Genomic DNA, 13,070 nt, shown 5'->3' with positions numbered 1-13,070 from the left:
AGCTGCGAGGGGCCTTGGGCCCCTCCATTTTTTTGGGTAAAGTGGGGGCTTCTTTCTGGAGGCATCATGAACCCGACCATAGACCTTATTCTCGCCCACCGCTCCATTCGTCAATTTACCCCGGAACCCATCACGGCGGCCCAGCTTGACCAGATCCTGAGTGCGGCCCAGTCTGCCTCCAGCTCCAGTTTCCTGCAGGCCAACAGCATCATACGGGTGACCGACATGGCCCTGCGCACCCGACTTGCCGAACTGGCGGGGCATCAGGCTTATGTGGCCGAGGCGGCCGAGTTTCTGATGTTCTGCGCCGATTATCATCGCCACGGCCAAATCGTGCCGGATGCCCAGACAGGTTTTGTCGAGCAGTTGCTGATCGGGGCCATCGATGGCGCCCTGATGGCCCAGAATGCCCTGCTGGCCCCCCCATCGGGGGGGTTGGGGCGGCGTCTATATCGGAGGAATTCGCAATAATCCGGCTGCCGTGAGCGAGGCGCTGGGGCTGCCGCATCAAGTGATCCCGTTATTCGGGCTCTGTCTGGGTCATCCAGCGCAGGCCCCCGAACAGAAACCACGCTTGCCCCGGGCGCTGGTAGTGCACGAAAACCATTATCAGACAGAGTTGGACCGCCCCTTGCTGGCGCAATACGATAAACAGATAGAGGCGTACTATCAGGCTCGTAGCAGCAATAACAAGCAGCAGACCTGGAGCAGCCAGATCCGGGGTATCCTCGGCAAGGAGGCCCGCCCTTTCATGCGGGAATTCCTGCAATCGAAAGGGTTCAACCTCAAGTAATGAGCCCGATGGGCGATACTATGAGGTAATGGCAGTGTTGCCATTGCTGCGTGATCCTGATCTCCGCTGCCGATTTGTGGCCCCAGAGCGCAATAAATCGTGGGTACGCTCGGCGGTGCGGACTACCTTAAGTGGGTAAGCTGTTGTAGGATCACGCAATTGGATAGGGACAGGAGTTTGAACATCCTATGATTTTAACCTTGGTATTGCTGTCTATTGGCGCACTTCTGTTTCTGGTGATCGCCTATAACGTGATGCAGCAATATAAGCAGAAGGCAGAGGCCGACAAGCGCCATGCCATCGCTCGTCATAAGGCAGTGGCGGATGAAACCGAAGAGGTGCTGCTGAATGTCAACTTGGTGCCCTTTTCCAAGAACATTGTCTTGCTGCTGCAACACCGGATTCTGGACGCCTATAGGGCCATTGCGCTGGTGATGCCCAATGGCCAGATCAAGCAGCGCATCGCTGACGTGCAGACCCAGATCAAGAATGTACAGGAAAATTACAGCAGTCAGGATGAGGGGCATTTCAAGACCCCGGAATCTGACCGCCAAGCCATTCAGATGCTGCAACTGGTCAAGAAGATGCGTGCCGTGCTGCGGGTCGAACACAACAAGGGCAAGATAGATCCGCAAGGTTTTGCCCAGGAAGAGCGACGCCTCGAGCTCATGCAGCTCAAGATCAACATTGCCAACCTGGTCAAACGGGCAATGGATGCGCAAATACAGGGGCAATATGGCACTTGTCGCCAGCTTTATACCAAGGGACTCTCTGCTTTGGCTGGGGTATCTGACAAGGATCCTTATCTGATGGCCAGGGAAGAAGACATGCGCCAGGGGTTGGCCGGACTGGATGCCCATCTGCAGCAGCACAGCGAGAAAGAACTGCAAAATATCAAGGACAAAGAGGCAGACGAGCTGGATGTCCTGTTCCAACCCAAGAAGAAATGGTGATCATGTCCCACTCACTCGATACCACATTGGGGCCCATGGCCCCATTTGTTTGCCAACTGCTGGCTGAACTCGATCAACGCGCCGTTCAGGTCGATGCCATCAACGTTGATCACCTCTGCTACCGTGCGGCCACGTTGGTCGAATATCAGACCCTGAAACAGACTTTGGCGGTGCACGGTGCCCTGCTGGTGGAAGGCATGATAGGGGGCCGCCCCATTGCTACCTATCAGCTGCATCATCCCGTGCGCTGCGGCGACGTCAGCGTGCCCTGTATCGAATTGGCTGCGCCCAAACCGGGTCGTAGCCATCAGGCGGGGTTGGAGCACATAGAACTGGTTGTGCCGTCCCTGCCCTCGTTGGTGGCCGCGCATCCCGATGTGCCGTTCAAGATTGGCAACATGAATGATCTCCGCAACCCTGACGTGGGCTTGATGCTGGCATCGGGCCAGATCAAGTTTCACCTGCGCTCTTTGGCTGAGGTGATCGCGGAAGAGCTGCACACTGGCGCCGTGGAGCCTGTGCCCGCCGATTATTACGACAACATCTGATTGATGCGAGAGCGGGCACGGGTGCCCCTTGATGATGGCGAAGCGTAGACGTGCGAGCCGCTACCGGTGACTACAACGGTGTATGACAGGAGAGGCGGCGGGTGGTACGCCCCTTCAAGTGACCGAGCCAGAGGCTCAACCCTGCAGTGATCACCAGCACCAGCTCGATGCCGAGCACCAATCCCCCCAAGCCACCCTGTTCCCAGAAAGGATGCAGGTAGAGGCCTCCCAGGCTGGCACCCAGATAATACCCCACCAGATAGAGTGACGAGGCGAGCGCCCGGTTGTGTTCCACGTGCTGGCCGACCCAGGCACTGGCACAGGCGTGGGCGAGAAAGAACCCGAAGCTCGAGATCAGTAGCCCCGTCAATATGGCCGCCAGCGAACCGTGCAACAGCAGTGCACTGCCCAGCGCCATCAGCGAGATCCCCGCCAGCAAAAGGCGCTGTGCCCCCCAGCGGTGGGCGCAGCGACCACTCAGTGAGGAGGCGACCGTGCCCGACAGATAGGTCAGAAACAGCATGCCGAGCCATTGGGTGGGCAGGGAGAAAGGGGCCTTGGCCAGCAAGAAGGTGAGGTAGCTGTACTGGTTTAAAAACACCATGAAGTTGAGTCCGCCGATGAGATAGGCTCCGACCAGCAGCGGGTTGCCGAGGTGGCTGCTGATGGCCTGGCGGAACTGGCCCGGCTTGGCAATGACGGGCACGAAGCGGGTCTGAGCAGGCAATAACCAGATGACGAGAGGCAGCAGGGCCAGACTGATGAGTCCGATGCCGAGAAAGGTGTGTTGCCAGTCGCCAAACCAGCCGGCCAGCAGACCGCCGACGACCCGGCCTGCGATCCCGCCGAGCGAGTTGGCAGCGATATAGACCCCGACGGCGGAGAGCAGGGCGCGCTTGCTGAACTCTTCTCCCATATAGGCGATGGCGGTGGCGGGCAGTCCGGCCAGCAACACCCCTTGCAGTATCCTCAGCAGCAACAGTGATTCAAATTGGTGCACCATGCTGATGAGCAGGGAGAGCAGGATGGCGCCAGCCAGGCTCCACAGCATGATCCGTCGCCGACCGAACCTGTCCGCGAGGCGGGCACAGAGCAGCAGCGAGGCGGCCAGACCTGCGGTGCAGCCAGCCAGCGTCCAGCCCGCCGCCAGCGAGCTGACGGAGAAGACATCTGCCAGCAGTGGCAGCAGGGGGTGGGTCTGGTAGAGGTTGAGAAACACCAGAAAGGAACCCAGGCTCAGGGCCAGGGTAGCGCGTATCCATTCGCGGCTGCCTACTTCGATCATATGCAATTGTCCTGACGGCTTTTGTGCAGATTAGTGCGCCACAGAGCATAAATATAATATATTTAAGTTATCCAACTAATAAGATTAATTGATATTGATTTGAAGCAGCTCACCTATTTGCTGGCGGTACGGGATGCCGGCTCCTTCACTAAAGCGGCCAATGGCCTCCATATTGCGCAGCCCGCTATCAGCATGGCCATCGCCAAGCTGGAGCAGCAGCTCGAGTTGCGGCTGTTTGACCGGCAGGATCGCACAGTGCGGCTCACCCCGGAGGGGGAGGTACTCTGCCGTCATGCCGAGCGACTGTTGTTGCAAATGCACCAGGCGGAAGCCGAGATGGCCGAACTGAAAGGGCTGGAGCGTGGCGAGGTACGCATCGGCATTCCCTACATGATGGGATCTTACTACTTTCCTCCGATCCTGATGGCCTTCAAGCATCGCTATCCCGGCCTCAAGATCCGGGTGGAGGAGGCGGGCTCGCGTGAGCTGTTGAGTCGCATGGTGGATGGCACCCTGGATCTCGCCATCCTGATCACCAGCGATCTGCCGCCGGCGCTGGAAGGGGCCCAACTGCTGCGTGAAGAGATGTTGATGGTGGTGGGGGAAGAGCACCCGTTGCGGCAGGCCCCGGCCGTCTCCCTGACCCAGTTTTTCGGCCAGGAGCTGGCCATGTTCCGGCGCGGTTTCTACCACCGCGAGCACATGGAAGCATTGGCACAGGGCTTGGGCTGTGAGCCCGATATCGCCTTCGAGAGCAACCTTATCCCGCTGCTCAAGGCGGTGGTAAAGCAGGGCTTTGCGGTGACTACCTTCCTGCGGATGGTGCTGGACGAGGAGACTGCCTTGATCGGCGTGCCGTTTGCTCCGCCCATTTTCCTCGATCTCTGCGTTGCGTGGCGGCGGGGGGATCCGCTCTCCATGGCGAACCGCGCCTTGCGGGATTTTTTGCTGGCGCAGGCCCGGCCATAAATGGCCAAGAAGGAAAGGCTATCAGGCAAAAGTTTGTTAGTATTAGTTCAAGTCGCCTTTAGAGCTTAACATCATGAAACTCCAACAGTTGCGTTATATCGTTGAGGTTGCCAACCACAGATTGAACGTGTCGGCAACGGCAGAGAGCCTCTACACCTCTCAGCCAGGGATCAGCAAGCAGGTGCGCATGCTGGAAGATGAGCTGGGGATCCAGATTTTCGAGCGCAGTGGCAAGCATCTGACTCAGATCACACCGGCAGGGCGGGATGTGATCAAGATTGCCAACGAGATCCTGGGCAAGGTGGAGAGTATCAAGGCGGTGGCGAGCCAACATACTCACCCCGAGCAGGGCACGCTTCATATCGCGACCACCCATACCCAGGCCCGCTATGCGCTGCCCGATGTGATCAAGGGATTCATCAAGCGCTTTCCCAAGGTCTCCCTGCACATGCATCAGGGGACCCCGACCCAGATCAGCGAAGCCGTGGTCAAGGGCCAGGCCGACTTTGCCATCGCCACCGAGGCGCTACATCTGTACGAAGACCTCATCATGCTGCCCTGCTACCACTGGAATCGCAGCGTGATCGTGCCCAAGGGACACCCCTTGACTCAGGTGGGCAAGCTCTCCATTGCCGATATTGCCCGCTTCCCGCTGGTGACTTATGTGTTCGGCTTTACCGGCCGCTCGGAGCTGGATACCGCTTTCGACCGGGCCGGGTTCGAACCCAATATCGTCTTTACCGCCACCGATGCCGACGTGATCAAGACCTATGTCCGGTTGGGGGTTGGCATCGGAGTGATGGCGACCATGGCGCTGGATCCCCAGGTCGATACCGATCTGGTTGCACTTGATGCCAGCCACCTGTTCGCCCACAGCACCACCAAGATAGGGTTTCGCAAGGGCTCTTTCCTGCGCACCTATATGTATGACTTCATGACCCGTTTCGCCCCGCACCTGACCCGGGATGTGGTGGAGCGCGCCATCGCGCTGCGCTCCAGTGACGACGTGGATGCCATGTTCGCCGATATCGAGTTGCCTGTCCGCTAACGCGACCAGTCAAAATGTCTGCCAACAAAAACGCCTCCCGATGGGAGGCGTTTTTCATGCCGGCGTGGGCGAGCCGGGATCACTTCTTGAACAGGTGATCCAGCTTGCTCGCCTTGGTCGAGAGATAAAACTCGTTGTGGGGATTGCGCCCTTCCTGCAGGGGAACCCGCTCCGCCACCGGAATGCCAAAGCTCTCCATCGCCTTCATCTTGCGCGGGTTGTTGGTCATCAGGCGCAAACTGGTGACGTGCAACGCCTTGAGCATGTCGGCGCAGATGGTGTAGTCGCGCATGTCGGCGGCAAAGCCCAGCGCCACATTGGCCTCAACGGTATCGGCGCCCTGATCTTGCAGATGGTAGGCCCGGATCTTGTTGAGCAGGCCTATGCCGCGCCCTTCCTGGCGCACGTACAGCAAGACGCCACGACCGGCCTTGGCGATGTTCTCCATGGCGGCCTGCAATTGGAAACCGCAGTCGCAGCGCAGGCTGAACAGGGCGTCTCCGGTCAGGCACTCAGAGTGAATGCGGCCCAGCACAGGCTCATCACCCGTGACATCGCCCATCACCAGCGCAGCATGATCCTTGCCGGTACCGGTTTCCTGAAAGCCTACCAGCGTGAAGGTGCCCCAGGGGGTCGGCAACTTGGATTTGGCCACGAGGGTAACGCTGCTCATAGGTTGCTCCTTACTACAGCTGCTTAAAAAGGGCGGCCAGTTTAGCGCGCCTTGTCCATAACAACCATAAGAACAAAACCTTGCACTGTTTAATGACTTGAGTCGCTGTACGCAAACCACGCGATCGCGACGGCTTCTGCGCAAATGTGCGCCCTGACGACTGCCAGGCTCGGCACATTTGGGTATAATCGGCGCCCATTACCCCATCCCTTCCGGGATGTGTGCAACAAGTGTGCAGGAGATAAGTTATGCCTCAGATGGCCCCCGTGATGACAATCGATGGCCCGAGTGGTGCCGGTAAAGGCACTCTGTGCCAGTTGCTGGCTGAGAAACTGGGTTGGCACCTGCTCGATTCCGGCGCCATCTACCGGGTGTTGGCCCTGGCTGCCTTGCACCATGATGTAGAACTCGATTCTGAAGCCGCCCTGGTCCCACTGGCTGCCAATCTGGATGTGCAATTCCAGGTGGACAGCGAGCAGGTCAAGGTGGTGCTGGAAGGGGAGGATGTCTCCCGTACCATACGTACCGAAGAGGTGGGCAATGCCGCGAGCAAAATCGCCGCCTTCCCGCGGGTACGCGAAGCCTTGCTGCGCCGTCAGCGTGCATTTCGTCAGGCTCCGGGTCTGATCGCCGACGGACGTGACATGGGAACCGTGGTTTTCCAGGAGGCCGAGGTGAAGATTTTCCTCGACGCCAGTGCGGAAGAACGCGCCCAGCGCCGCTATAAGCAGTTGCAAGATAAGGGCTTTGATGTTAACTTTGAGCGTCTTTTAACCGAGATTAGGGAACGTGACGATCGCGACAGAAATCGCGCCGTAGCGCCCCTTAAAGCGGCAGAAGATGCTCTCGTGGTGGATTCTACCGCCATGACCATAGATGAAGTGCTGGCAACGGTACTCGCCTATGCCGAGCAACAACTTGGTGATGCCAGCGCAAGCTGACATCCGGTCGTCTGCACCAAGGATGGCGCAGATTATTTAAAACAGCCCCGCTTGTGCCGGATTGCAAGTGGATGTTTCATTTGTGACATAAACAATGATCGAATCTTTTGCTCAACTCTTTGAAGAGTCCCTGAACTCCGTTGAAACCCGTCAAGGTTCCATCGTCAAGGGTACTGTCGTTGCTATCGAGAACGGTTTCGTACTGGTTGACGCCGGTCTGAAATCTGAGTCCGCCATCCCGGCTGAAGAATTCAAGAACGCCCTGGGCGAGCTGGAAATCAGTGTGGGTGACACTGTTGACGTAGCTCTGGACTCTATCGAAGATGGTTTCGGCGAAACCAAGCTGTCCCGTGAAAAAGCCAAGCGCCACGAAGCCTGGCTGCAGCTTGAAAAAGCTTACGAAGAGCAAGCTACCGTTATCGGTATCATCAACGGCAAGGTCAAGGGTGGTTTCACCGTTGAACTGAATGGCATCCGTGCCTTCCTGCCGGGTTCTCTGGTTGACGTGCGTCCGATCCGTGACACCGCTCACCTGGAAAATAAAGAACTCGAGTTCAAAGTCATCAAGCTGGACCAGAAGCGCAACAACGTTGTTGTTTCCCGTCGTGCCGTGATCGAGACCGAGAACACCTCCGAGCGCGAGAGCCTGCTGGCTAACCTGCAAGAAGGTCAAGAAGTTAAGGGTATCGTCAAGAACCTGACCGACTACGGTGCATTCGTAGATCTGGGCGGTGTTGACGGCCTGCTGCACATCACCGACATGGCGTGGAAGCGCGTTAAGCATCCTTCCGAAATCGTCAACGTTGGCGACGAAATCGCAGTCAAGGTTCTGAAGTTCGACCGCGAGCGTACCCGTGTATCTCTGGGTCTGAAGCAGCTGGGCGAAGATCCCTGGGTTGCTATCGCCAAGCGTTACCCGGAGACCACCCGTCTGTCTGGCCGCGTGACCAACCTGACCGACTACGGCTGCTTCGTTGAAATCGAAGAAGGCGTTGAAGGCCTGGTACACGTATCCGAGATGGATTGGACCAACAAGAACATCCACCCGTCCAAAGTTGTTAACGTTGGCGACGTGGTTGACGTGATGGTTCTGGATATCGACGAAGAGCGTCGTCGTATCTCCTTGGGTCTGAAGCAGTGCAAATCCAACCCGTGGCAGCTGTTTGCCGAAACTCACGCCAAGGGCGACCGTGTTTCCGGTAAAATCAAGTCTATCACTGACTTTGGTATCTTCATCGGTCTGGACGGCGGTATCGACGGCCTGGTTCACCTGTCTGACATCTCCTGGAACAACCAGGGCGAAGAAGCCGTGCGTGAATTCAAGAAAGGCGACGAGATCGAAGCCGTTGTTCTGCAAGTGGACCCGGAGCGTGAGCGCATCTCCCTGGGTGTCAAGCAGATCGAAGAAGACCCGTTCAATAAGTACCTGTCTGATAACAAGAAAGGTGCTATTGTGAAGGGTAAGGTTACCGAGGTTGATGCCAAGGGTGCCGTGATCGAACTGGCTGACGGCGTAGAAGGCTACCTGCGTGCCTCCGACGCTGCTCGTGACCGTGTTGAAGACGCGACTCTGGTTCTGTCTGTTGGTGATGAAGTCGAAGCCAAGTTCATGGGCGTTGATCGTAAGAACCGCACCGTAAGCCTGTCTGTCCGTGCTAAGGACGAGGCTGACGAGCGTGTTGCTATCGATAGCCTGAACCAACAAGAAGAAGTTGTGTTCAGCAATGCTATGGCTGAAGCGTTCAAAGCTGCCAAGGGTGAATAATCCTTGATGCAAGAAAAGGGCGGCTTCACGCCGCCCTTTTTTATATTGGCGTAATGAATATTGCATGTGATCGGGGAAGGAGATTTAATGTTATGACCAAATCAGATCTCATCGAACAATTGGCTGCGAGCCGCATGCATATGCCGGCCAAAGATGTCGAAGCTGCCATCAAGGAGATCCTTGAGCAGATGGCATCGACTTTGCAAAACGGCGATCGGATTGAAATCCGTGGATTTGGAAGTTTTTCACTGCACTATCGTGCCCCCCGTGTGGGTCGTAATCCCAAGACCGGGGACAAGGTTGAACTGACTGGGAAATATGTCCCTCACTTCAAGCCTGGCAAAGAGTTACGCGAGCGCGTGAACATTATTGAATAATGCAGAAAACGGCATACCTGGGTATGCCTTTTTTGTTTTTATGGCCGCTATTGTGCCAATTGTCCGGTTTCTCCAAGTCTTTTCCCATTCGCTCTAGAGTCTGCCCGTGATTTTAAGGATAATCAGCCTTTCATTAGATACTGACAGGGAGCTCCTATGAAGCGTATCTTGGCCCTCATTCCGCTGGTGCTGGTGTTTATTCTGACCCTGGCCATCGGTTCGCAAAATGGTCAGCTGGTGCAGTTCAACTATCTGATTGCCCAAGGGGAGTTCTCGCTCTCCATGCTGCTGGGTTTCTTCTTTGGCGGTGGCTTCCTGCTCGGCTGGCTGGTGTTTGGCCTGCTATTTTTGCGCCTCAAGATGCAAAACCGCACCCTCAACCGCACCATGCGTCGTCAATCCCGCGAGTTGGAGCTGGCTCGGTCGGCAGTCAAGGAATAATGTCCCTCGATGCTTGAACTGCTTTTCCTGCTGTTGCCGATTGCCGCTGGTTATGGTTGGTACATGGGGCGCAGGAGTGTTCGCCAGGACACCCAGAAACAGAGTAACCAGTTTTCCCGCCAGTACGTGGCGGGCCTCAACTATTTGCTGTCTGACGAGTCGGACAAGGCGGTGGATCTCTTCATCCAGCTGCTGGAAGTGGACAGCGAAACCATCGAAACCCACCTCTCCCTTGGCAACTTGTTTCGTCAGCGCGGCGAGGTTGATCGTGCCATCAAGATCCACCAGAACCTGGTGACCCGTGAGCTGACTCGTGAACAGCGCCAGCTTGCGCTGCAGGAGCTCGCGCGCGACTTCCTGGCCGCGGGCTTGCTGGATAGAGCGGAGGCGCTCTGGAACGAGTTGTGCGAAGACGGCGACTACGAAGAGACGGCACTGGCCCAGTTGTTGATCATCCATCAGCAGTTGCGTGACTGGGACAAGGCCATCGAGGTCGCGGTGCGGTTGCAGAAATATCAAGGCAAGAAGCTGGCCGAGCCTATCTCGCATTTCTACTGCGAGCAGGCAGACAGCGCCTTTCGGGATGGTAACAAGCCTGCGGGGCTTGCCAAGCTCAAGCGGGCGTTGGGTGTCAACCCTGCCTGCGCCCGCGCCAGCCTGCGATTGGCCGAACTGGCGATGGAGGCGGGGGAGTATGAGCAAGCGGGCAAGGAACTGCTGCGGGTGTTCGAGCAGGACATCGACTTTGCCTCCGAAGCCATCCCCTGGCTCACCGAATGCTACCAGCGTCAGGGCCGATCTCTCGAGCTTATTCCCTTGCTGGAGCAGGCAGTGGAGGATCACGCCGGCGTCAGCGTGACCCTGGCCCTTGCCAAGTTGGTGGAGGAGCGCGACGGCCTGAGTCAGGCCCGCGCTCTGGTGCTGCGCCAGCTGCGTCGTCACCCTTCCATGAAGGGTTTCTACCAGCTGGTTGGTTTCCAGCTGGCCAGTGCCGAGGAGGGGCCTGCCAAGGAGAGCCTGGAGTTGCTGCAGCAACTGGTTGGCGAACAGATCAAGATCAAATCCACCCACAAGTGTCGGCAGTGTGGTTTTGCCACCCACTCGCTGTTCTGGCAGTGCCCATCCTGCCGTCAGTGGGGATCCATCAAGCCGATCCGCGGCCTGGACGGCGAATAAGAACCAAATCGATTGAAAGTGAGATGCCGGGTGCTGCAAGTGCCGCCGCGGTGTCATCAGGTTGAACCTGGGCCTGGATGGTGAAGCCACGCCCAGATGGTGAACAACAATCAATAGGAAGTGAGATGCTAGATCCCAAAGTACTGGTAGCGCTGGATTATCAGCACGAGGCCGATGCCTTCGCGTTCATTGAACGTATCTCTCCGGCCCAGTGCCGCCTCAAGGTGGGCAAGGAGATGTTTACCCTGTTTGGCCCCCAGTTTGTGCGCCAGCTGGTCGCCAAGGGATTCGATGTGTTTCTGGATCTGAAGTTTCACGACATTCCCAATACCGTGGCCAAGGCCGTGGCCGCCAGTGCCGAGCTGGGTGTCTGGATGGTCAACGTCCATGCCAGCGGTGGCGAACGCATGATGCGTGCCGCCAGAGAGGCCTTGCTGCCTTATGGCGACAAGGCGCCGCTGCTGATCGGGGTTACCGTGCTGACCAGCATGGAGCAATCTGACATGGCGCCGCTTGGCCTGGACGTGAGCCCGGCCGAGCAGGTGATCCGGCTGGCGACATTGACCAAGGCCGCAGGGCTGGATGGAGTGGTCTGCTCCGCCAATGAGGCGAGTGAACTCAAGGCTCTGCTCGGCGCCGACTTCAAGCTGGTGACCCCGGGTATTCGCCCCACCGGGTCCGCGGCCGGGGATCAACGCAGGGTGATGACGCCGCTGGCTGCGATGCAAGCCGGCGCCGACTATCTGGTCATAGGTCGCCCCATCACCCAGGCAGAGGATCCCGCCGCCATGTTGTCAGGCATCAATGCGGAGCTGGCTGGGCATTAAGTGTGTGAGCAGGCCGGATTGACCCCGGCCTGCTTATTGGTCAAGGCAACCAGGCGTTGAGCGCGATTATGCCTTGCTGGCCTGACTGCCGAGACTGACCGGCAACAGGCCGAACAGCAGCCCCGCCGCCGAGCCAATCAGATGTGATTCGATGTGAACCCGGGCGCCAATCAGTACAGAAACCGGGCTCTCGCCCGCACTGTAGAAGTCCACTCCGAGCTTGATGGCCACTCCCAGCAGCATCAGCCAGCCCGAATAGCGGCGATAGCGGATGTCCTGTAAGGCTCCCCACACGAACAGGCCGTGCAAGGCCCCCGACAGCCCCATGTACCACTGGGTCTGCGGGCATAACCACCAGATACCGAGACCGACGGCGCACCCCAGCAACAGCAGCAATACCGGCAGGCGGCAGCCCGTCAGGTATTCACGAAACAGGCTGTAGAGCACGCACAGACCGCTCAGGTTGAGCAGCAGGTGCCATAGATTGGTGTGGGCCAGATTGCCTGTTATGATGCGCCACCCTTCGCCTTGGGCGATCAGGGTGCGATCGAAGGAGAGCACATGATTCGGTACGGTGAAGAAAAGCAACAAGCTGGCGAGTGAAAGCGTGATGACCCAGAGTAATCCTGATTTTTCTGACAACATGAAACAGCCCAACGACAAGAACAGTCGATACTGTACACGTTGCACCAGAGCCCTCAAAGCCTGTCTGTGTGATTATATTCGGCAGGTGCCTCATCTCGCTCCCCTCCATATTTTGCAGCACCCGAGCGAAGCGGGGCACCCCAAGGGCACTGCAGCCCTGCTGGCTGCCTCCCTCACTCACGCCAGCATTCATGTGGGGGAGGATTTTGCCGAGGCGTATTGGCTCAATGCCTTGCTGGCGGATCCCAATATGCACTGCTATCTGCTCTGGCCTGACGAGCATGCGCTGGCGCTGGATCAGGTACAGGATCAACTGCGCCAGGCGGGAGAGCGCCGCCAGGTCTGCTTTTTGCTGCTCGATGGTACCTGGCGCAAAGCGTATCGCATCTTGCACAGCAATCCGGCCCTGCTGCGGCTGCCCAGGATCAAGCTCGGTGCCATACCGGGCCAGTACTCCATTCGCAAGAAGCCGTTTCCCGAGGCGTTGTCGACTCTGGAGGCGGGTTATCATCTGTTATCCCAGTGGGAGGGTGAGCCCGAGCGATTCGCCCCGCTGATGAACCTCTTTTCCCATTTAAACCGGCAGTGGCATGACTTTGCACAAGGTCGCCGTACTTGAACTGCCTGAA

Annotated in this window: 14 protein-coding genes and 1 pseudogene; 12 read left to right on the top strand and 3 right to left on the bottom strand. The window is 57.8% G+C overall.

What is annotated here, in order from left to right:
* Positions 1 to 66: 66 nt before the first annotated feature.
* The 3 genes and pseudogenes from nfsA to ACW5XD_RS01725 all read left to right on the top strand — a co-directional run bounded on the left by nfsA (position 67) and on the right by ACW5XD_RS01725 (position 2,294).
* A pseudogene (gene nfsA, locus ACW5XD_RS01735) lies at positions 67 to 793 on the top strand (oxygen-insensitive NADPH nitroreductase).
* Between the two features lie 188 nt (positions 794 to 981).
* Complete coding sequence (locus tag ACW5XD_RS01730) at positions 982 to 1,746, top strand: DNA repair protein (protein WP_456493346.1); 765 nt, start codon at positions 982 to 984, stop codon at positions 1,744 to 1,746.
* Positions 1,740 to 2,294 carry a VOC family protein gene (locus ACW5XD_RS01725; RefSeq protein WP_456493345.1) on the top strand — a complete coding sequence of 185 codons (555 nt, stop codon included), beginning with the start codon at positions 1,740 to 1,742 and terminating at the stop codon, positions 2,292 to 2,294. The genes ACW5XD_RS01730 and ACW5XD_RS01725 overlap by 7 nt, the downstream gene beginning before the upstream one ends.
* A gap of 70 nt (positions 2,295 to 2,364) precedes the next feature.
* Here ACW5XD_RS01725 and ACW5XD_RS01720 read toward each other — a convergent pair whose 3' ends face one another.
* On the bottom strand, positions 2,365 to 3,579 hold the full coding sequence (locus tag ACW5XD_RS01720) for an MFS transporter (RefSeq protein WP_456493344.1): 1,215 nt from the start codon (positions 3,577 to 3,579) through the stop codon (positions 2,365 to 2,367).
* A gap of 93 nt (positions 3,580 to 3,672) precedes the next feature.
* On the opposite strand from ACW5XD_RS01720, the gene ACW5XD_RS01715 reads away from it, so the two are divergent.
* Together ACW5XD_RS01715 and cysB are read left to right on the top strand one after the other, a co-directional pair.
* Positions 3,673 to 4,548, top strand: a complete 876-nt coding sequence (locus tag ACW5XD_RS01715) for a LysR family transcriptional regulator (RefSeq protein ID WP_456493424.1) — start codon at positions 3,673 to 3,675, stop codon at positions 4,546 to 4,548.
* Positions 4,549 to 4,621: 73 nt separating this feature from the next.
* The gene (gene cysB / locus ACW5XD_RS01710; RefSeq protein WP_456493343.1) at positions 4,622 to 5,596 is read left to right on the top strand and encodes an HTH-type transcriptional regulator CysB; all 975 of its coding nucleotides are present in this window, start codon (positions 4,622 to 4,624) and stop codon (positions 5,594 to 5,596) included.
* A gap of 79 nt (positions 5,597 to 5,675) precedes the next feature.
* Here cysB and ribA read toward each other — a convergent pair whose 3' ends face one another.
* Entirely contained in the window at positions 5,676 to 6,269 is a 594-nt protein-coding gene (gene ribA / locus ACW5XD_RS01705) for a GTP cyclohydrolase II (RefSeq protein WP_043555348.1), read from the bottom strand.
* A 248-nt stretch (positions 6,270 to 6,517) separates the two neighbouring features.
* On the opposite strand from ribA, the gene cmk reads away from it, so the two are divergent.
* From cmk to pyrF, 6 genes are all read left to right on the top strand, one after another.
* Positions 6,518 to 7,210 (top strand): (d)CMP kinase, encoded by a 693-nt coding sequence (gene cmk, locus ACW5XD_RS01700; RefSeq protein ID WP_264305282.1) that lies wholly within the window; start codon positions 6,518 to 6,520, stop codon positions 7,208 to 7,210.
* Positions 7,211 to 7,304: 94 nt separating this feature from the next.
* A complete protein-coding gene (rpsA, locus tag ACW5XD_RS01695) occupies positions 7,305 to 8,975 on the top strand; it encodes a 30S ribosomal protein S1 (RefSeq protein ID WP_042034339.1) in 1,671 nt (556 codons plus the stop codon).
* Positions 8,976 to 9,067: 92 nt separating this feature from the next.
* Positions 9,068 to 9,352 (top strand): integration host factor subunit beta, encoded by a 285-nt coding sequence (gene ihfB, locus ACW5XD_RS01690; RefSeq protein ID WP_005299934.1) that lies wholly within the window; start codon positions 9,068 to 9,070, stop codon positions 9,350 to 9,352.
* Between the two features lie 156 nt (positions 9,353 to 9,508).
* Positions 9,509 to 9,793, top strand: coding sequence for a LapA family protein (locus tag ACW5XD_RS01685; RefSeq protein ID WP_042034338.1), 285 nt, complete (start codon positions 9,509 to 9,511; stop codon positions 9,791 to 9,793).
* Between the two features lie 9 nt (positions 9,794 to 9,802).
* Entirely contained in the window at positions 9,803 to 10,969 is a 1,167-nt protein-coding gene (lapB, locus tag ACW5XD_RS01680) for a lipopolysaccharide assembly protein LapB (RefSeq protein WP_456493342.1), read from the top strand.
* A 125-nt stretch (positions 10,970 to 11,094) separates the two neighbouring features.
* Positions 11,095 to 11,796 (top strand): orotidine-5'-phosphate decarboxylase, encoded by a 702-nt coding sequence (gene pyrF, locus ACW5XD_RS01675; RefSeq protein WP_456493341.1) that lies wholly within the window; start codon positions 11,095 to 11,097, stop codon positions 11,794 to 11,796.
* 66 nt (positions 11,797 to 11,862) lie between these two features.
* On the opposite strand, the gene rrtA is transcribed toward pyrF, so the two are convergent.
* Positions 11,863 to 12,441, bottom strand: a complete 579-nt coding sequence (gene rrtA / locus ACW5XD_RS01670; RefSeq protein ID WP_456493340.1) for a rhombosortase — start codon at positions 12,439 to 12,441, stop codon at positions 11,863 to 11,865.
* On the opposite strand from rrtA, the gene ACW5XD_RS01665 reads away from it, so the two are divergent.
* A complete protein-coding gene (locus ACW5XD_RS01665; RefSeq protein WP_456493339.1) occupies positions 12,407 to 13,060 on the top strand; it encodes a tRNA-uridine aminocarboxypropyltransferase in 654 nt (217 codons plus the stop codon). The genes rrtA and ACW5XD_RS01665 overlap by 35 nt on opposite strands.
* Positions 13,061 to 13,070: the final 10 nt, after the last annotated feature.

This window comes from Aeromonas enterica (assembly GCF_054052465.1).
Note: the sequence above shows the minus strand (reverse complement) of the source record. Positions and strands in the feature narration are given on the sequence as shown.